At 65.3% G+C, this 18019-nt stretch carries 14 protein-coding genes; 4 read left to right on the forward strand and 10 right to left on the reverse strand.

Features of this window, described 5'->3' with window-relative positions; genetic code table 11:
* Positions 1-452: 452 nt before the first annotated feature.
* On the forward strand, positions 453-2183 hold the full coding sequence (locus ABWK72_RS21680; RefSeq protein ID WP_367871668.1) for an NPCBM/NEW2 domain-containing protein: 1731 nt from the start codon (positions 453-455) through the stop codon (positions 2181-2183).
* 551 nt (positions 2184-2734) lie between these two features.
* A complete protein-coding gene (locus ABWK72_RS21685; RefSeq protein WP_367871669.1) occupies positions 2735-3217 on the forward strand; it encodes a hypothetical protein in 483 nt (160 codons plus the stop codon).
* Positions 3218-3785: 568 nt separating this feature from the next.
* On the opposite strand, the gene proS is transcribed toward ABWK72_RS21685, so the two are convergent.
* Positions 3786-5303 carry a proline--tRNA ligase gene (gene proS, locus ABWK72_RS21690; RefSeq protein WP_367871670.1) on the reverse strand — a complete coding sequence of 506 codons (1518 nt, stop codon included), beginning with the start codon at positions 5301-5303 and terminating at the stop codon, positions 3786-3788.
* 570 nt (positions 5304-5873) lie between these two features.
* On the opposite strand from proS, the gene ABWK72_RS21695 reads away from it, so the two are divergent.
* Positions 5874-6809 (forward strand): hypothetical protein, encoded by a 936-nt coding sequence (locus ABWK72_RS21695; protein WP_367871671.1) that lies wholly within the window; start codon positions 5874-5876, stop codon positions 6807-6809.
* A gap of 283 nt (positions 6810-7092) precedes the next feature.
* Here the strand turns inward: ABWK72_RS21695 and ABWK72_RS21700 are convergent, their stop codons facing one another.
* Entirely contained in the window at positions 7093-8259 is a 1167-nt protein-coding gene (locus tag ABWK72_RS21700) for a helix-turn-helix domain-containing protein (RefSeq protein ID WP_367871672.1), read from the reverse strand.
* 245 nt (positions 8260-8504) lie between these two features.
* Here ABWK72_RS21700 and mntR point away from each other — a divergent pair, with 245 nt between their 5' ends.
* The gene (mntR, locus tag ABWK72_RS21705) at positions 8505-8957 is read left to right on the forward strand and encodes a transcriptional regulator MntR (protein WP_367871673.1); all 453 of its coding nucleotides are present in this window, start codon (positions 8505-8507) and stop codon (positions 8955-8957) included.
* A gap of 25 nt (positions 8958-8982) precedes the next feature.
* Here the strand turns inward: mntR and ABWK72_RS21710 are convergent, their stop codons facing one another.
* The 8 genes from ABWK72_RS21710 to ABWK72_RS21745 all read right to left on the reverse strand — a co-directional run bounded on the left by ABWK72_RS21710 (position 8983) and on the right by ABWK72_RS21745 (position 17915).
* Positions 8983-9201, reverse strand: a complete 219-nt coding sequence (locus tag ABWK72_RS21710; RefSeq protein WP_367871674.1) for a hypothetical protein — start codon at positions 9199-9201, stop codon at positions 8983-8985.
* A gap of 483 nt (positions 9202-9684) precedes the next feature.
* Positions 9685-10407, reverse strand: coding sequence for a hypothetical protein (locus ABWK72_RS21715; RefSeq protein WP_367871675.1), 723 nt, complete (start codon positions 10405-10407; stop codon positions 9685-9687).
* A 177-nt stretch (positions 10408-10584) separates the two neighbouring features.
* A complete protein-coding gene (locus ABWK72_RS21720) occupies positions 10585-11571 on the reverse strand; it encodes a hypothetical protein (RefSeq protein ID WP_367871676.1) in 987 nt (328 codons plus the stop codon).
* Positions 11568-12092, reverse strand: a complete 525-nt coding sequence (locus ABWK72_RS21725) for an RNA polymerase sigma factor (protein WP_367871677.1) — start codon at positions 12090-12092, stop codon at positions 11568-11570. The genes ABWK72_RS21720 and ABWK72_RS21725 overlap by 4 nt, the downstream gene beginning before the upstream one ends.
* Positions 12089-12595 carry a HEAT repeat domain-containing protein gene (locus ABWK72_RS21730; RefSeq protein WP_367871678.1) on the reverse strand — a complete coding sequence of 169 codons (507 nt, stop codon included), beginning with the start codon at positions 12593-12595 and terminating at the stop codon, positions 12089-12091. The genes ABWK72_RS21725 and ABWK72_RS21730 overlap by 4 nt, the downstream gene beginning before the upstream one ends.
* Positions 12596-12676: 81 nt before the next feature.
* Positions 12677-13345, reverse strand: a complete 669-nt coding sequence (locus tag ABWK72_RS21735) for a hypothetical protein (RefSeq protein WP_367871679.1) — start codon at positions 13343-13345, stop codon at positions 12677-12679.
* A 315-nt stretch (positions 13346-13660) separates the two neighbouring features.
* Positions 13661-16243, reverse strand: coding sequence for a tetratricopeptide repeat protein (locus tag ABWK72_RS21740; protein ID WP_367871680.1), 2583 nt, complete (start codon positions 16241-16243; stop codon positions 13661-13663).
* A gap of 259 nt (positions 16244-16502) precedes the next feature.
* Positions 16503-17915 carry a sigma-54-dependent transcriptional regulator gene (locus tag ABWK72_RS21745; RefSeq protein ID WP_367871681.1) on the reverse strand — a complete coding sequence of 471 codons (1413 nt, stop codon included), beginning with the start codon at positions 17913-17915 and terminating at the stop codon, positions 16503-16505.
* Positions 17916-18019: the final 104 nt, after the last annotated feature.

Genomic DNA, 18019 nt, shown 5'->3' on the forward strand with positions numbered 1-18019 from the left:
CGAACGCCCAACATCGAACGTCGAAGGGAAGGCAGGTGGGAGGAGGAAGAAAAAGGCAGAGTGCCGAGTGATCAGTGATCAGTGGAAAGGCGGAAGAAGGTTGAACCGCCAAGACGCCAAGGGGGAGAGCGTTTTGGAGGGAACGAAACGCGGAGGCGCAGAGGTCGCGGAGAGGGGCGCGGGGGGAAGGCAGAGGGCGGGAAAACATCGAACATCGAACGTCCAACATCGAACGTCGAAGGGGAGGGCAGGGAGAGGGTGGTGACGGCAGTCGGGGACCGTTCTGCCGGCGGTCCCAGTGGGGCGTTGGGGCGGGTGCGGAGGTGAAGAGTTTTTTGAATGAATTTGGCGTTTGGGGTCGTTTAAGTGGCGTGAAATTGATAATTACGGCGGTTTTTGTGGGGTTTATTGGGTGTGCGCTTGGTTCGCCGGAGGAGGAGATTGCGGGGCAGGTGCCGCGGGCCAGGGCGATTCTGGAGGCTTGGCAGGGGAAGGAGGGGGCGCGGGCGGAGAAGAAGGTGCATATCGTGTATTGGACGCCGGCGGATCGGGAGCCTGCACCGGAGTATCGGGCGCGGCTGGATGCGATCATGACGGACATTCGGAATTTCTATGCGCGGGAGATGAAGGCGCTGGGCTTCGGGCCGCTGACGGTGCGGCTGGATCATGCGGCGGACGGGGTGCTGAAAGTGCACGTGGTGAAGGGGCGCAAGCCGTATGCGGACTACGATGTGAAGTCGGGCGGGCCGATCCGGAACGAGTGCCTGGCGACGCTACGGGCGGCGGGGATCGATCCGGATAAGGAGACGATCGTGATCTTCTGCAACATGTCGAACTGGGACGCGGCGAAGGCGGAGGTGTCGCAGAACAGTCCTTACTACGCGGGGGGATCGAACCGGCAGGGGACGGCGTGGCAGGTGGACTCGCCGATCCTGAATCTGGACTCGCTGGCGAAGAAGGAGCCGCGGGTGAAGGACGGGCAGTATGGGGATATCTCGATCGGGCGGTATAACTCGATCTTCATCGGGGGGATCTGCCACGAGCTGGGGCATGCGCTGGGGCTGCCGCACAACCGGGAGACGGATGCGGAGGGAACGTCTTTCGGGACGGCGCTGATGGGGAGCGGGAACCGGAGCTATGGGGAGGATCTGCGGGGGGAGGGAAAGGGGTCCTTCCTGGGGCTGGCACACGGGCTGAAGCTGGCATCGCACCCGATCTTTTGCGGGTCGGTGAAGGGGATTGATCTTCCGGCGAATGCGGAACTGAAGGGGCTGAAGATTACGAACGAGGGGAAGAGCTTCAAGTTGTCCGCGACAGTGACGGCGGATCCGCCGGCGTATGCGATGCTGGGGTATATGGATCCGGAGGGCGGCGGGGATTACGATGCGACGACTTGCACGGCGGTGCCGGATAAGGAGGGGAAGTTTACCTTGAATGCGGATGCGCTGGCGGCGGGGAAGGCGGGGGTCTTCCGGGTGGTGGTGGTGCAGGCGAACGGGACGGCGAGCGCGTTTGCGGGCGGGCCGAGTCCTTTCATGTATCCGTATCTGGTGGCGAAGGACGGGACGGTGGATCTTTCGGCGACGGAGGGGCAGCTGGTCTTGAAGCCTCTGTTAGAGGCGGTGGCGAAGAACGATGTGAGGGCGTCGGAGAAGGAGCTGGCGAGGGTGGAGACGGGGAAACCGGCGGCGGCGGTGGTTGATGCGGGGCGGGTTTTGGTGGCGAGTATCGGGGCGAAGGCGGGGCCGAGTCCGGCGATGGCGAAGGGGGAGAAGTGCGAGCTGTCCGAGGCGGGGATGAAGTCGGCGAAGACGGGCTGGGGTCGCGCGGGGATCAACCGACTGCCGGAGAGCGATGTGCTTTTCTCGTGCGGGTCGCGGTTGTTTGCGCGGGCGATTTATGCGCATGCGCCGGCGCGGCATGTGTGGGATCTGGGCGGGAAGTGGCAGACTCTAACAGGGAACGCGGGGATTCCGGACGGGCGGGACGGCGGGTCTTGTGTGTTCGTGGTGAAGGCGGACGGGAAGGAGCTGTGGCGGTCGAAGGAGACGGAGCCGGGGGCTCTGCGGAGCTTTGAGGTGAGCGTGAAGGGGGCGGGGGAGTTGGAGTTCTTGGTGGAAGATGCGGGGGATGGGAACGGGTCGGATTGGGGGTGCTGGTTTGATGTGGGGGTGGGGAGGTAGATCTTTCGGGGAAAGGCAGAATGCGAACATCGAACATCGAACGCCCATCATCGAACGTCGAAGGGAAAGGCAGGGAGGTGCCACGGATGGGGTGGATCTTGCGAATGGAGGCGGGGGATTGAGGTGGGGCCTGCTGTATGAATTTTTGAACAGGAGGAAGGCAGGAGGGAGAGGAGGAGGGAAAAGGCAGAGTGCCGAGTGATCAGTGATCAGTGGTTGGTGATCGGAAAGGCGAGTTGAACCGCCAAGACGCAAAGGGCGCCAAGCTGGAGGGTTTTTGGAGCGAACGAAACGCGGAGGCGCAGAGGTCGCTGGAGAGGGGCGCGGGGGGGGATGAACATCGAACATCGAACGTCTAACATTGAACGTCGAAGGGGGAGGCAGGGAGGTGCCGCGGATGGGCGGATCTTGCGAATGGAGGCGGCGGCTGGTTGCTGTTGTCCTCGACAGGGGCGGGCGCATGGAGTGCATTTGTGGTGACGCCACCGATTGAGTGAGGGGCGTGTCATCGCGAAAAAATGAAGAAGCGCGCCACTTGGATCATCGTGACTTTGGCCGTGGTGATCGTGGCTTCAGTGGTGATTTTTCGTCAGAAAAGCATCCTGCCTGCTTCCGTGATGGGTGAACACTTGATGCCCGATCTGATTTCGGACGAGGCGTGGAGAGCGTCGATTGCAAAGGATCCGACAGCCCACGGTTATAGCGGCTATGGTATTCTTCAGGATCAAGGGAGTGACGCGGCAATCGGGGAGGCGCTTCGTGATCTCAAATCTGCAGACGCTTACGTCTGGATGAACGCGGCTTCCTATCTGGGCAGCCGCAGTCGCTTGGAGGCGATCCCGTATTTGATCAAGGCTCTCCGGCACACCGCGTGGAGGTCCGATGACGAGCGGCTCGGGTTCCTGCGGAAGCTGAGCGGGCAGACGTTCGGGAACGATTTCGAGGTGTGGCGCAAGTGGTATGAGGCGCGGCCGGATCGGATCGAGATGGATTGGGAGTCCTCTCTGGGGAACGCGCCGCGGCTGAAGAAGTGACGCTCTGGCCGCGGCTGACGAGCTGAGGGGCGAAGAAGGAACATTGGCCGAATCGACAGCCAGTGACATGGTGCCCGACCGGTGGGGTAGGGCGGCGCTGGGCTGTTCCGGGGGGTGCGGGAGGAGGCGGGAGGTTTGTGGCGTTGCGGGGACGCTGGGGGTCGCGGCTCGGAGAGCCGCGCTACTTCCTGGCGGTCCCTTCCGGGCGAAAGCTGGAGGCGGCCTTGTCTGTTCCTTCACGGCAGCGAGCTGCCTGCCGAAGGCTGCGGCAAGCGGCAGCAGTCCAAGGCGGCGGAGCCGCGGGGGAAGCATACCGATGCGCCTACCGTGAGTCCGCCTGAAGGCGGGACTACTTACCCTTGGGGCGGGCTTTTAGAGTTGGTTCCCTTTGCAGTGCCCCTGGCAGCAGGCTGCATCGGGACAGCGGCAGCAGGCTGCGCGCAGTCCACGGCGGCGGGGCCGCGGAAGGCACTTGGGTGGTGTTGTCCTACCGGTGAAGTCCGCCTGGAGGCGGGACTACGTAACCTTGGGGGCGGGCTGTTAGGGGTGGCTGCGGGCTACTGGGGGTCTAGTAGCTGCGGCCCCAGATGGCGCGGGAGGGGGTCGGTGCGCCGGTGAGGATGCAGGGTTCCGCGGGCTCTGCCTGCTTATCGAGGGGGAGGCAGCGGATGGTGATCTTGTGCTGCTTGGAGAGTTCGTCCTCTTGCCCGGGGGTGCCGGACCAGGGGGTGATGAGCCAGCCGGGATTGTCCTGGGCCCAGTGGGCGTGGAAGGTTTCGAGGGAGGCGCAGGGGATGATGTTCGCGTCGCGGAAGGCGGTGGCGCGCTCGAGGAGGGAATTGTGGATCTCCTGGAGGATATCGACGGCCTGCTGGAGGAATTCCTCCTTTTCCATGAACTCCTTTTCATTGGAGCCCTTGTCGCGGCGCTGGACGCAGACCTTGCGGGTCTCGATGTCGCGGGGGCCGATTTCGATGCGGATGGGGACGCCTTTCTTGACCCAGTCCCACTTCTTGACGCCGCCCTGGAGGTCGCGGGTGTCGACGTGGACGCGGAGGGGATCGCCGTGGTAATTCTTCTCGCGGCGCAGGGTCTCGGCGAGGGCTTGGCAAGCATCGAGGACGGCTTGCCTGGTGTCCTCCTTGGGCGTGACGGGGATGATGACGATCTGCTGGGTGGCGACGCGGGGAGGGAGGACCAGGCCGTCGTCATCGGCATGGGCCATGATGAGGGTGCCGATCAGGCGGGTGGAGACGCCCCATGAGGTGGTGTGGACGAATTGCTTCGAGCCATCGCGGCCGGTGAAGGAGATGTCCTGAGCTTCGGAGAAATTCTGGCCGAGGTAGTGGGAGGTGCCGGCCTGGATGGCCTTGCGGTCCTGGACCATGGACTCGACGGTTAGAGTCATCTCGGCACCGGGGAAGCGTTCGTTCTCGGTCTTCTCCCCGGGGATGACGGGGATGGCGAGGTGGTTCTTCAGGAACTCCTCGTAGACGCCGTGCATGAGGCGGGTCTCGGTGATGGCTTCGTCCTGGGTCTCGTGGGCGGTGTGGCCTTCCTGCCAGAGGAACTCGGCGGTGCGGAGGAAGAGGCGGGGGCGCATTTCCCAGCGCATGACATTGGCCCACTGGTTGATGAGCAGGGGCAGGTCGCGGTAGCTCTGGACCCAGCGGGAGAAGGCGGCACCGATGATGGTTTCCGAGGTGGGACGGATGACGTAGGGCTCGGCCAATTCGCCGGTGGGGATCATCTTGGACTTGCCGGTAACGGGGTCCTTGACGAGTTCGAGGCGGTGGTGGGTGACGACGGCGCACTCGGTGGCGAAGCCCTCGGCGTGCTCGGCTTCCTTCTCGAGGTAGGAGAGGGGGATGAGGAGGGGGAAGTAGGCGTTCTGGTGGCCGGTGGCCTTGAACTTGCGGTCGAGCTGCTGCTGGATGAGTTCCCAGATGCCGTAGCCCCAAGGCTTGATGACCATGCAACCGCGGGTCTCGGAATTCTCCGCCATGTCGGCGGCCTTGATGACCTGCTGGTACCACTCGGGGAAATCCTGGGCGCGGGTGGGGGTGATGGCTGTTTTGTCGGACATGAGCTGGGATTGGGAAGAGAAAGTGAAAGTGAAAGTGAAAGTGAAAGTGAAAGTGAAAGTGAAAGGCGAACATCGAACATCGAACGTCCAACATTGAACATCGAAGGAAGAAGATGGCGGCGGCGGGCCGGAATTGGAGCGGGGAATGCGGGATTTGCACGCCTATTTTGAAGGGGGGACGAACGAACCGCAGAGGCGCAGAGGGCGCGGGAAAAGGCGGGAGGGGTGAGAAGAGGAACGAACATCGAACATCGAAGGGGAAAGGCAGGAGGGGGCTGTGTGAATTCCTGTGGGGGGATGTATAACTTCTTGATGGGAGGAGGAGCGCGGGGTGAGTTTGTTGATATGAGAGTTTTGCCGGTGGTCGGTTCTTGTTTGCTGGTCGGCATCGGCGGGTTTTTGGCGGGGCGCGCGAGCTCCGTGGCGGGTGGGGCTGCGGGTGGTGCTGCTGGGGTGGCGTCGCATTCTGGGGGTGGTTCTTCCGGGGATTCACGGGCTGCGGGGGAGAAGGCGGGTGGATCCGCGCGCGGCAATGGGGCGGGTCGGCCGGCGGGGGGATTTGCTTCGGCGATGAAGGGGGCGCTGGGCCACGGGCTGGAGAGCAAGCGGCTGGAGCGCTGGATGGCGCTGCTGTCGAGCATGGAGCCGGGGGATGGTCCGGCGATCGCGGCGCTGCTGGACGAGGAGAAGGCGGCGGGAAGACAATTCGGGGTGGAGACGATGGCGTTTTGGCAGACCTGGGCGCGGGTCGATGCGAAGGGTGCCTGGGCCTACGCGCAGGAGCACGCGGACGCAGTTGGGAAGAGCGGTGTGGAGTCGCTGCTGAAGTCCTGGGCATTCGGCGATCCTGCGGGGGCGAAGGCTGCCTTCGCCGAACTGGGGGAATCGCCGCTGAAGGAGATGGTGCTGTCCGGGCTGGCGCACGGCCTGGCGGAATCGGATCCGGCGGCGGCGGTCGATTTCGCCTCCGGGCTGCCGGAGGGGCTGCAGATCGATGCGGCGGTGCATGTCTGCGGATCGATCATTTCCACGATGGGCAACGAGGGGGCGCAGGCGTGGTTCGACAAGCTGCCGGCGGACTCCCCGATCTTCAACAAGGAAGCCTCGCGGGTGATGATGGAGGCGCTGAGCCGGTCGGAGCCGGGGGCGGTGGAGAAGTTCGCGTTCGCGCGGCTGGACCAGCAATGGGCCACGCGGCCGGCGGAGCAGAACTTCGCGGCCTCGATGATCATGCGCAACGGAGGCTCGCCATGGGACTTCGTGGCGGCGGTGATGGAGAAGCATCCGCGGCCTGATGCGCCGCTGGCGCTCACGGTCTGGGTGGCGAATCTCAGCCCGAAATTGGCGATCACCTGGGCGGATGCGAATCCGGATCACCCCGCAGCGGAGAGGGTGCTGGCGGGGGCGTCGAAGGCTTTCCTCCAGCGCGGGAATCCGGAGCAAGCTGCGATCTTGCTGGAGCGGGTGACGGATCCGGATCTGAGGGAGAGGGCGGGGAGGGAGTGAGGGGGAAGTGCCAAGTGATCAGTGATCAGTGGAAAGGCAGGGTGAACCGCCAAGACGCTAAGGACGCCAAGGGGGGAAAGATTCTTTTGGGAGCGAACGAAACGCGGAGGCGCAGAGGTCGCGGAGAAGGGCGCGGAGGTGCGGAGTGGGAAGACGGGAATGCGAACATCGAACATCGAACATCGAACGTCCAACATCGAACGCCCAACATCGAACGTCGAAGGGGCGCAGTCAGGACATGGGTAACACTTTTAGCTCAGGACATGGGTAACACGGTTCGGGTTCAGGGTGACACTTCAGCGACGGGTTGGCCAGCTTCGCCGCCGCCCGGCCGGGCGGCGGCGAAGCTGGCGGTCGTTTCATCAAGATGGCCTACCAGCAGCCCGGCAAACCACACCTCGATCAGCCCGTCGGGCCGCGGCGACAGCCCGACGCTCCAGCCGCCCAGGGCAGTGCTGATGAGGATCTTCTCGCCGCGGTGGCTGATGGTGCCGCCGCGCGGATTGACCCGGCGCGTTTCCATCCCGCCGTAGTCGAGTTCGTCAGGGGTGCCTTCATAGCGCCGCGCCGAGGGGATGTAGATCTCGGCGGGCATCTTCATGCCGAGCGACTCGTGGGGGCGCTCGTGGTTGTATTCGTGCCGCCACACGTCGAAGGCGGCCTGGTCGCGGCCGATCCGCCCGGCCTGCAGCTCGCGGCTGATGTCGAGGTGCATCCGCTCGTGGGCGCCGTTGTCCTGCGGGCAGCCCGGCCGGCTGCGCTCCAAGCCGATGCCCAGGGCCAGCCACCAGCACGAGAGCTTGCTCAATCCCAGCAGCCCGGCATGGGTCGCAAACGGCGGGCCGTTGTCGCTGCGGATCGCACCGGGCAGGCCGTGGAGCTCGAACAGGCGCTCGAAGCAGGCCCGCACCGGGGCGGTCCGCGAGCTCTCCAGCGCCCGCATTTCCAGCAGCATCTTGCTATGTTCGTCCCGCACTGTCAGCGGCTCGACCTTCTGCCCGTCGGCTCCCAACCACCACCCCTTGAAGTCGATGGTCCAGATCTCGTTGGGCTTTTCCGCCTTGAGCCCGGAGGCGATGCGGCCTCCGTCGCGCGCCGCCCGGGTCTTGCGCGGGACGGTCAATCCGGCGTGTTCCAGGACCCGCTTGAAGCTGCTTTCACACGGGATCTCCCCGGCGTGCTTGCGCCCGTAAAGGGCGCGGATCTTGCGCGGTCCCCAGTGCGGGTGCGCTTGCTTGAGCTTTACGATCTCGCAAACCACGGCTTCGGCCAGCCCGTCGGGACTGGCATGCGGCCGGCGGCTGCGGTCCTCCATCCCCGCCATCCCGTGCTCCAGGAAGCGGGCCTGCCATTTGTAGCCGGTCTTGCGGCTGATGCCATACTCGGCGCACGGCGCCTTGAAGTCGGCGCTTTTGATCGCCTTCAAGGCGAATTCGATTTTAAGGTCCATTTTAGGGGTCTCTTTCCACGGCATCCCCCACCTTCCCAGAGGGAAAACGGAGAGGCCAGGTGTTACCCATGTCCTGAACCAATCGTGTTACCTATGTCCTGAACCTGGACCGGGGTGATGGGGGCGTTTGGGGACCGTTCTGCCGGGCGGTGCCTGGTGGTCCCAGTGGGGCCGGTCCGTAGGGGATGTGCGGTGCCGCGGATTCCCGTCTTGTGTCTTGGGCGCGGGAACCTTCCACTCTGCGCGTGCCCGCAAGATCCCAGCGCACCAGCGGTTCGGTCGCCATGGACGACTATCTCGAGCAGATCCTGCATCTGATCGAGACGAAGGGTTATGCGCGGGCGGTGGATATCTCGAAGAATCTCGGGATCTCCCAAGCGAGCGTGACGAACATGCTGCGCCGCCTGGACACGGAGGGGCTGGTGAAGCACGAGAAATACCGCGGGACGGTGCTGACGGACGAGGGGCACCGCATTGCCCGCGCGATCATCGATCGCCACGAGACGCTCACCCGTTTCCTGCGCCTCTTTGGATTGGAGGAGGCGACCATTTATCGCGACGTGGAAGGAATGGAGCACCACGTCTCCCGGCCCACGCTGGCCGTCATTCGCGCTCTCGCCGATCTCTTGGAGGCGAATCCGCGCTTGTTAGAAGAGGCCCGGGCGAAGACGAAGATCGAGCCGGGAACCCAGGCTTGATCGATTCGTGCCGGGGCGCTTCGCTTCAGCCTTGGCGCGGGACGACAGTGGCGAAGGCGAGGTCGAAATCATTGAGGGCGACGCCGATGCGGGTGACGGGCACCTGAACGGATTGGGTGGCGACTTGGGCGGCCTTCAATTGCTCGAAGGAGGGCATGAAGGTGGCGGGCTTCGGGGCTCCGGCGGACGGAGAGGAGCGAAGGGCCGCGCTGGCCAACTGGTTGATTCGGTCTTGAGTGCTCATGTCGATGAAGGTGGCGGGTGACAGTGAGGATTATTCAGATTTCGGGACGCCGGGGTATTACGCTTTCGCGGGAGGCGTGGCGCCTTGGGGGCGAATGACTAATCACTAATCTTTTAATCATAAATCAGTCTGTGGCTGCGCCGGGGAGAGAGGGAAAGGGCAGGAGTGCGAACATCAAACATCGAACGTCCAACATCGAACGTCGAAGTTTTGAAGCGAACGAAACGCGGAGGCGCAGAGGCCGCGGAGAGGAGCGCGGGGGAAGACAGAGTGCCGAGTGATCAGTGATCAGTGGGAAGGCGGAAGGAATCTGAGATCTGAGATCTGAGATCTGAGATCTGAGATCTGAGATTTGAGATCTGAAATTTGGAATCCGGGATGGGCTGGTCCTTGGGAGTGAAAACGAAATCGTCCGCACGGGGATGAGCCGGGCGGACGATTTTTTGAGCGGGAGGTGAATTTTTCCGGGACGGGGAAAGCGGGTTAGAAGGTCACGTCGGATCCGGCCTTCCCGGTCTTGGGGGCCATGTCCTTGCCGAGCTTGCCGACGATGCCGAACTTCTTTTGGAGGTTCGCATCGCGCTCCATGACGGTCGGGCCGCCGCCCTCGCCGGTGAGCTCGTTCATGCCATTGGAGATGGAGGCGTCTTGGGCGGAGGCGTTGGAGTTGGGATCGGCGCCGAGGGCCAGGGAAGCGGCATCAATGCGGGCACCCTGGACGGCGACCTTGTCGAGCTGCTTCTCGTAGGTGCCCATGATTCCGGTGAGGGACTTCACGTCCTTGCCGCTCTGCTGCACGGCGGTGACAAGGGTGCCCACTTTCCCGCGGGCGGTGGGCGAGACGGTGAGCCAGGTGCCGCCAGTGGCGAAGAGCAGGAAGAGGGCGGCGGTGGCGAGGCGGTTGTTGCGCTTCTCCCGCTTCGAGCGCTGGCCGTCGCGGCTATCGAGCATTTCCTTGAGTTCCGGGTCGCTTTCGTTGGCCGGGGAAACGACCTCTAAGGAAGGAGTGAAGGCAACGACGTTGGGCGGGGCAGGTGCCGGAGCGGCGACAGGGGCCGGGGCGACAACCGGGGTGGTGACAAATTCGGCGGCCTTCAGCTTGTCGAACGAGGGCATGAAGGTGACGGGCTGCGGGGCGGCCGCGGTCGGTGGAGCGGCGCGAAGGGCTTTGGTGGCAAGTTGGTTGATGCGCTCTTGAGTGGTCATTGGGAAGGTGTGTGTGCGATTGCCTTTAACAGTCCTCACTATTCACACTTCCGAAATACCGTGCATCACGCAATCGCGTGGTTTTACGTACGCGAGTGCGTAGGGGAGAAAAAGGCAGAGTGCCGAGTGATCAGTGATCAGTGATCAGTGGAAGAGATATCCGGAAAGGGCGCTGTCTTACTTCGCGCGCTTGGGGCGCTTGAGGAGCAGGATGAGGAAGCCGAGCATGACGGGGAGGGCTCCGCCGGGTTCGGGAATGGAGCCGTCGCGGCCGCCGCCGTCGCCGCTGCCGATCAAGGAGGGGCCTGTGGCGGAGGAGCCGCCGCGACCGCCGCCGAGGGTGCTCATGCCGCCCACGGTGAAGGCGGAAGAGGTGCCGGAGAGCGATGCGAGCGCCATCTCCGGATCGCCGGTGCTGTCGTATCCACCAGCCATGCCGCCGCCGAGGGTGGCGAGGATGGGTTCCGGAACGATGGCTTCCGCGGCGGCGAGGGCGAGGGCGGTATCGAACCGTGGTCCGGTGAGCAGGGGATCGCCGGGATCGAGCGAGCGGCCGGTGCCGCGGGGCTCGGGGAGGGAAGGAAGATCAAGGGAAGCGATGTTCTCCGTGGCGGGTGAGCCTGGAGCTGCCGCTGTCCCGCTGCTTTCGAGGGCGGTGGAAACTGCGGGCGGCGTGGCGGAAGCGGTGGTTTCTCCTCTGCCTGCGGGCGCGCTGCTGCCGGTGGTGGCGACTGCGGTGGCGGGCGCTTGGGCGGGGCTCCAGAAGAGGGCTCCGGCTGCCAGGGCGAGGGCGGCGGCTGCGGACATGGCCACCGCCGGGATCCAGGTCCGGCGGGCGGGGGGCACGGTCGCCGCGGTGCGGCACCGGAGGGAGGCTCGGAGCGTGCGGAGGAAGTATCGCTCGCCATCGAGCGTCTCCAGGAAAGTCTGATCCGCGACCATGCGGCCCATGAGCGTGGAGGTGGCGGGGGCCTCCCCTACCAGCCAGGCGAAGCCCGCGGTCAGGTCCGGATCGCCGCGGTCCATCGCGATCACGTTGTCGAGGGGCCCGGTCTTCTCATCCGCCACGGCGGCTTGGAGCAAGCGGCGGCGCATGTCGTGGCCGAGCTCGAGATCGGGGGTGCCGAGGGCTTCTTCCAGGAAGTCTTCGAAGGGGTCGCTCATCCCTCACCTCCTTCGCGTTGCCAGCGGTCCTTGAGTTCCTTTACGGCGCGGTGGAGGAAGTAGCCGATATTGCCCTGCGAGATGCCGGTGAGTTCCTCGATCTCCTTGTAGGAGAGGCCGACCTGGAATTTCAGGCGCACCAGCTCGCGTTCGCGCTCCGGGAGTTCGGCGACCATGGCGGCGAGCTTTTCCTCCCGCTCGCCCTTGGCGAGGGCGAGGATGGGGGGATCCGAATCATCCTCGATGTCCGGGAGGTCCCAGCCGAATTGCACGACCTTCTGGCGGCGCAGATGGTCGGTCAGGACATTGCGGCAGACGGTGAAGAGCCAGGCGGTGAGATTCTCCGGCATGCCTTTCTCGCGGGTGCGGATCAGACGGAAAAATGTCTCCTGTACCGCGTCGCGTGAGAGTTCGCGGTCCGAGCACAGGCCGTAGGCGTGCTTGAGCAGGGGCTTCTCGTAGCGCACGAGGAGCTCTGCCAGCCAGTTTCCCGAAGGCTCGATGGACCGCGCTTCCTTCACTCTTCTTCGATCTGATCGCGGATGTCAGCGGCGACGGTTGCGGCTTCCTCGGTGTCCGACCATGCGGGCAGGGCAAGCAGGTCGGCGGCCTCTTGAAGGGATGCGATTTCGGCGGGGTCCTTGAGCTTGGTAGCGGCGTCGCGGAGGAGGGGAATCGCGTCGCCCTCGCCGAGCTGCACCATGCCATCGCGGGCGGCGGTGCGGACTTCGGGATCAGGATCGAGAAGGAAGGGGCGGATGGCTTTCACGCCCTCCGGGGAGTAGGTGACGACCGCGGCATCGATGAGGGTGCGGGCGTTTTCAAAGTGTTCGGGATCGGCGAGGGCGGCTTGCGCGGCGGCAGAGGCGGCGGCGGTCTTTTGAGGGGGGAGGCTGCGTGCCCGCACTTTCACCTCGGCGGGCTTGGCTGGAGCGGCGGAGGCATCCGGGCGCGACTTCGGCGGCAGGAGGACGATGGCGACGACCCATGCGACGAGACCGAGAAGGAGAAGCAATCTTTTCATGAGGACGAGGAGTGAGCTGGGGGGGGAGCCCCGCCGGAGGAGGGAAGGCGGCGAGGCGAAGAGGATGAAGCTTAATTCGATTCAGGGCACCGTGGCGCCGGGGAAGAGCACGATCAGATTTGCCAGCTGCGGTCGCTGGGTGCGGTAGGTGCCGGCGACAATGCCGGTGCCGGTATTGCTCTTGCCGGTGATGGTGAAGTTATCGACCTGGGTGGCGATGACCTGGTTGGCGTTGCCGACTTTGACCGTGCCGAATTTCAGGGTCTGGGTGCCGGAGGCCGAGCTTGCGCCCGCGCGGACGTTGAGCGTGGCATAGGTCTTGCGGATCAGGTTCGGGCGCTGCGAGCCGGTGGCGGGGACGATTACATTGCCAGTGGAGGCGGTGCCTTGGGCGGCAGGCTGGGTCAGCAGGGTTGCGGGCACGGCGACAGCGGCCTTGCCGGTTTTGATCGCGTAGATATTGCCCACGCCATTCGCATCGGCCACGCGGGCGATGCTCCAGCCGATGATGGAGCCATCGAGCAGGCTGCCGACGCGCATCGCTTCGAGGATATCGCGGTTGAGGAAGCGGACGGCGGTGGTGGAGAAGATGCGGCGCTTGGCACCCTGCGGCAGGTTCTGTTCGACTGGAGTCTTTTCGGTGGTGATGGTGGCTGCGAAGAGGAGCGGGTTGATCGAGCCGGGCTTGACCTGTGCGTTCGACGCGGCGGTGCCCAGGAGGCCGAGGAGCGGAAAGATGATGAATTTCATGACGTGCTGACTGATGGTGATGAAAGCCGGCAGTGGTGGTTGCGGGTCCTCAACCCCCTTATCCGCCGATTTCACCAAGCAAGTCGGGCCGGAGGGTGATTTCTTGGCAAATTCCGGTGAAAAAGTTTCAGGGTGAGGAATTTACGTAGACGCGAAGAAATGGGTCTTTCATGCCATCCGCAGAAGGTGCGGGAGGGGGCGGGGAGTCAATGCAGAGGTGGCGGATTGGGCCGAAAGTGGTAGGGGTATGAACCCGTGCCAATGGCCGCTTTCCGTTGGAATCCTTCCGGTTACCTCAAAGAACCGTTCCTGCGGTTACCACTCCCAATGCTCCTGCTGGAGGATGGCGGCGTGGGCGGCGGCTTCCTTGGCGCCGGGGCTGCCGAGAAGGGCGTGCTTTTTCGCCACGCCGATGGCTCCTTTCCAGTCCTGCTGGCTTTCCAGGAGCAAGAGCGCACGGGCACCGCACTGGTCCACCCAGTGCCAGTTCGCGGGCGGGGATTTCGCGGCGGCTTGAAGCACCGAGTAGTAGACATCGCAGGCCTTGCGGATGGCCTCCGGCGTCTTCGGCTGATCGATGGCCAGGCCGCGGCGGAATTCGATTTCGAAGCGGCTTTCCGAGGAGGCGGGCAGACTGCCTAACAGATCTTCATAGAGCGCGATGGTGCGCTCCAGCTTCGCGCTGTCGCTGCCGGCACTGCCGTAGAGCGCATCGCCTAACAGAAGCCCGGCGGTCACGCGTAGCGGATCGCCCTTCTTCATTCCCTGGAACCACGGCTGCAAGTCCGCCACCGCGGCATCGAGACGCTTGAGGGAGATCTGCACGGGCACCTTGTAGATGCGTGCGACGTCCGCGAGCGGGCCCTTCCCCGCGATCAGGCGGTCGTAGAGCACGAGGCTTTGCTCCTGGGCCTGGCTGGTGCCGCCGAGGGCCGCCGCGCGCGCCGCGAGAAAGAGCGCGGGATCTGCTTGCCGGTCTTGCGGGTGTTTCGTCGCCAGCTCCCGCAGCTCCCACATGGCTTTGTTGTAGTCCTTGTTTTCGAAGCGCGCGTTGCCGAGTTCGTAGCGCACGGCATTGGCAGCGGCATCGTCCGGATGGTCCTTCAAGAAGGTCTCGGCAAGGGCTGCGGCGTCCTCCCAGCGTTTTTCGCGGACGGCGATGCGGATGCGGGCCAGGGCGAGGTCCGCCGCGGGCAGAGCCGCGGTCTGGTCTTGGGGAATGCTTCCGAGCTGGGCCTTCGCGAAGGCGACATCGGGAGGATTGGCATCGAGCGCGGCGTGGGCGGCGGCGAGACGGGCCTCCGCCAGCCGTGCGTGCTGCGGGTGATCGAGGATGAATTTGTCGAGCGCGGCGAGGGCACCGGGATCGCGCTGCGCGGTGAGGAAGAGCGCCCGCTCGAGGGCGATGTCATCGGCGATCCGCGGGTCCTTGCCGCGGGCACCGGCCAGGGTGTCGAAGGCCGGCAGATCGCCCGCCGCGAGACGGGTGATGGCGGCATTCAGGGTGACCTTGCGCAGCGCCTCGCCATCGAGCAGTGCGGCGGCCTTGTCCAGCTCCGTGGAAGCGAGCGCGAAGTCCCCGCCGGCGAAGGCGGAGGAGGCGGCAGCCAGCGAGGCCCCGGCGCGCATCGAGGGGGCGACGGCGCTGTCTTCCAGCGTGGCGAGCGCGGCGGCGGCTTGTGGCTTGCGGTTGTCTTCCAGATCCCAGCGGATCGTCTCTAACAGGGCGCGGCTGGCCAGCGGATGGGCGGGGTATTCCGTGCGCAGGCGCACCAGCAAGCGCCGCGCGCCGGCCTTCGATTCGGCCGAGCCCTCGCGACGCAGGCCGAGCGCCAGATGAAACAACGCCTGCGTGGCGAGTTCGTCCGGCGCGGCCAGGGCGCTCGGCCAGACCGCCGCGCTGGCATTCGTGGAGGGCGTGCCGGAGCCTTCGGCGAGGCCGGCCGGCGCGATGGCCAGGGGCAGGGGCGGACACCACTCGCGGAGCCGCATCAGGATGATATCGTCCACCGTCGGGGGATTCGGCAGGCACTCGAGCAGGCGGGTGAAGACTTCGCCGAACCGCGGGGAATCGCGCTCTTGCTCGATGAAGGCGAGCAGTCCGTCGGTCGCCGCCTCGGGATCTTTCGCGGCGAGTTGCGCGCGGGCCAGGCCGGCGGCGGCGTCGGTGCGATAGAGGCGGAATGCGGGATCGTCGCTCTTCTGGAGGACGGCGGAGTAGAGGGCGATGGCCGCCTTGTATTCGCCTTTTCCGAGTTCGGCGCGGGCGCGGAGGATTTCGGAGCGGGCCTTCTCCTGCGACATCATCTTCGGGTCCGGCGGCGGGAGCTTGGCCAGAGCCAGCTCGGGCTTGCCCTGATCGAGAAGGATCGCGGCCCAGTCCATCTTGGCCCGCAGGACGGTGGGCGCATCGTTCTCCTTGGAGAGGACTTCCAAGGCTGCGATCGCGCTGGAAGGGTCGCCCAAGGTGACCTGGAGCGCGGCGCGGGTGAAGAGGGCCTCGCGGCGGTGTGGCGCAGCGGGGGCGGTGGTGGTCCCGTCGAGCAGGGCCAGCGCCTCGGCGAACTTGCCGGAAGCGGCGAGTGCCTGGGAGGTCCAGAAGGGCAGGTCCGGATCGCCCGCCAGCGCCGGGTCCGCCAGGATTTTGAGAGCTGACTCCGCATCCCCGGCGCGGATGCCGGTTTCGGCCAGGCGCAGCAGCACCGTCCGGCGGCCAGCGGCGTCGAGATCGGGGGTGGCGAGCGCAGCCTCGAAGCGGGTCGACGCCACGTCCCAGAGTTGGGCGGCCATGGCATCGAGGCCATCCTTGTAAGCGGGGATGGTGTCCGGCTGCGGAGCGGCCGCCGCGGCAAGCGCGATCAGCAGCGGCAGAACGGTCACCGTGCGGCGGAAGGGCATGCCGCGAGGCTAGCGCGGGAGAGGCAGGATGGCTAGCGGAGAAGAGTTTGCAGGAAGGACAGCTCTTTCGCTGGGGGCGCGGAGCCACCGGCCCGCAGAGTGGTCCAAGCGAGGTCGGGTGCAGGAAAGGCATGCAGTGAAGCAACGGCGGTATCCACGCGCACCGCGTGAATTGCCGGGCAACGAGGGAAGCTTCTGCGGGCCGGTGGCTCCGCGCTCCCAGTGGAAGAGCCGTCCTTGAAGCGCCACGGCAGCCTACTTACAGCTCCCCTGCCGATGCCAAGGACTGCGAACCCGGGGCGAGGATCTTCCTCAGATCCGAGGCCCCGATGCCCAGTTCGGAAGCGGCTTCCTTCAAATCCCCGTCGTGACGGTCGAGGGCGCAGCTGGCGAGTTCCCGGGTGAACCAGGCGATGGCATTTTCTCCGGCAGGCACGGCGTCGAGCATCCGTGTCAGGGATTGCCGCAGCGCGCCCTTCTCCGAGCCCGGTGCGGCGGCCAGCGGGATATCGCTGGGCAGCAGGACGGTCGAGGAAGCCAAGGCACAGGCGCGCGCGATGGTATTCTCCAGCTCGCGGACATTGCCCGGCCAGCGGTGCACCTGCAGCGCGGCGATGGCTTCCGCGGAGAGGCGGATGCGCGCCATGCCGTTCTTGCGCGTGATGCGTTGCAGGAAAAATTCCGCGAGCAGCGGGATGTCCTCGGCGCGCTCGCGCAGCGGGGGCAGGCGGATCTCGACCACGTTCAGGCGATAGTAGAGGTCCTCGCGGAAGCGGCCGGCGGCGACTTCGTTGGAAAGCACCTTGTTGGTGGCCGTGACGATCCGCACGTCACCGCTCAAGGTCTCGTTCGAGCCGACGCGGGAGAAGCTGCCATCCTGCAGCACGCGCAGCAGCTTGACCTGCACGGACAGCGGCATGTCCCCGATCTCATCGAGGAAGAGCGTGCCGCCATCGGCCTGCTCGAAGCGGCCCGCGCGGCGCGCGATGGCACCGGTGAAGGAGCCCTTCTCGTGGCCGAAGAGCTCGCTCTCCAAAAGGTTCTCGGGGATCGCGCCGCAGTTGATCGCGATCAGCTCTTGCTGGCGGCGCGGCGAGTATTCGTGGATCGCCTTGGCGACGAGTTCCTTGCCGGTGCCGCTCTCGCCGGTGACCAGAACCGGCGCATCCGAGCGGGCGACGCGGCCGACGATCTTGAAAACATCCTGCAAGGCGCGCGAGACGCCGATGATCTTCACCCGGCCATCGAGCATCGGCATCTCGGCCGCGGGCTGGTGGGCGGAGCGGCGGTCGTCGGCGGTCTGGAGCGCGCTCTCCACCACCGGACGCAGCTCGAAGGGCAGGGCCTCCTTGCCCATCACGTCGTGCGCGCCGCGCTGGGTCGCCTCGATCACCTGGCCGGTGCTCGGGAAGCCCGCGGTCAGGATCACCAGGGTGCCCGGTGAAATCTGGCGGATCCGCGACAGCAGCTCCAAGCCATCGAAGGGCTGGAGCTGGATATCCGCCACCACCAGATCGACGGTGGTTTTCTCGACCACCTTCACGGCGTTGTCCGCATTATCGCAGCGCAAGATTCTAACACCTTGTGCCGTCAAATGCTTCGTCGCCCACTCGAGAAAGTCGTGGTCTTGATCGACGATCAGAATCGTCTGTTCCGGAGGGGCTTCGGCCATGGGTTGCTGCAAGGGCAACCATGCGCGCCGCTTCTGACAAGCGCAAGCAGAGGCTATGTCAGGGTATTTGCGCATGCCATGAAGGGGATTCATGGGTTTTGCCG

The sequence above is a fragment of the Luteolibacter sp. Populi genome (genome assembly GCF_040801775.1).
Taxonomy (GTDB): Bacteria; Verrucomicrobiota; Verrucomicrobiia; order Verrucomicrobiales; family Akkermansiaceae; genus Haloferula.

Bases quoted from the DNA above. Each gene is read 5' to 3' on its own strand.
- ABWK72_RS21700 (WP_367871672.1), bottom strand. From the start codon at position 8,259: ATGGACCTTAAAATCGAATTCGCCTTGAAGGCGATCAAAAGCGCCGAC.
- ABWK72_RS21730 (WP_367871678.1), bottom strand. From the start codon at position 12,595: ATGAAAAGATTGCTTCTCCTTCTCGGTCTCGTCGCATGGGTCGTCGCC.
- ABWK72_RS21740 (WP_367871680.1), bottom strand. From the start codon at position 16,243: ATGCCCTTCCGCCGCACGGTGACCGTTCTGCCGCTGCTGATCGCGCTT.
- ABWK72_RS21695 (WP_367871671.1), top strand. From the start codon at position 5,874: ATGAAGGGGGCGCTGGGCCACGGGCTGGAGAGCAAGCGGCTGGAGCGC.
- ABWK72_RS21720 (WP_367871676.1), bottom strand. From the start codon at position 11,571: ATGAGCGACCCCTTCGAAGACTTCCTGGAAGAAGCCCTCGGCACCCCC.
- ABWK72_RS21745 (WP_367871681.1), bottom strand. From the start codon at position 17,915: ATGGCCGAAGCCCCTCCGGAACAGACGATTCTGATCGTCGATCAAGAC.
- ABWK72_RS21710 (WP_367871674.1), bottom strand. From the start codon at position 9,201: ATGAGCACTCAAGACCGAATCAACCAGTTGGCCAGCGCGGCCCTTCGC.
- ABWK72_RS21735 (WP_367871679.1), bottom strand. From the start codon at position 13,345: ATGAAATTCATCATCTTTCCGCTCCTCGGCCTCCTGGGCACCGCCGCG.
- ABWK72_RS21715 (WP_367871675.1), bottom strand. From the start codon at position 10,407: ATGACCACTCAAGAGCGCATCAACCAACTTGCCACCAAAGCCCTTCGC.
- proS (WP_367871670.1), bottom strand. From the start codon at position 5,303: ATGTCCGACAAAACAGCCATCACCCCCACCCGCGCCCAGGATTTCCCC.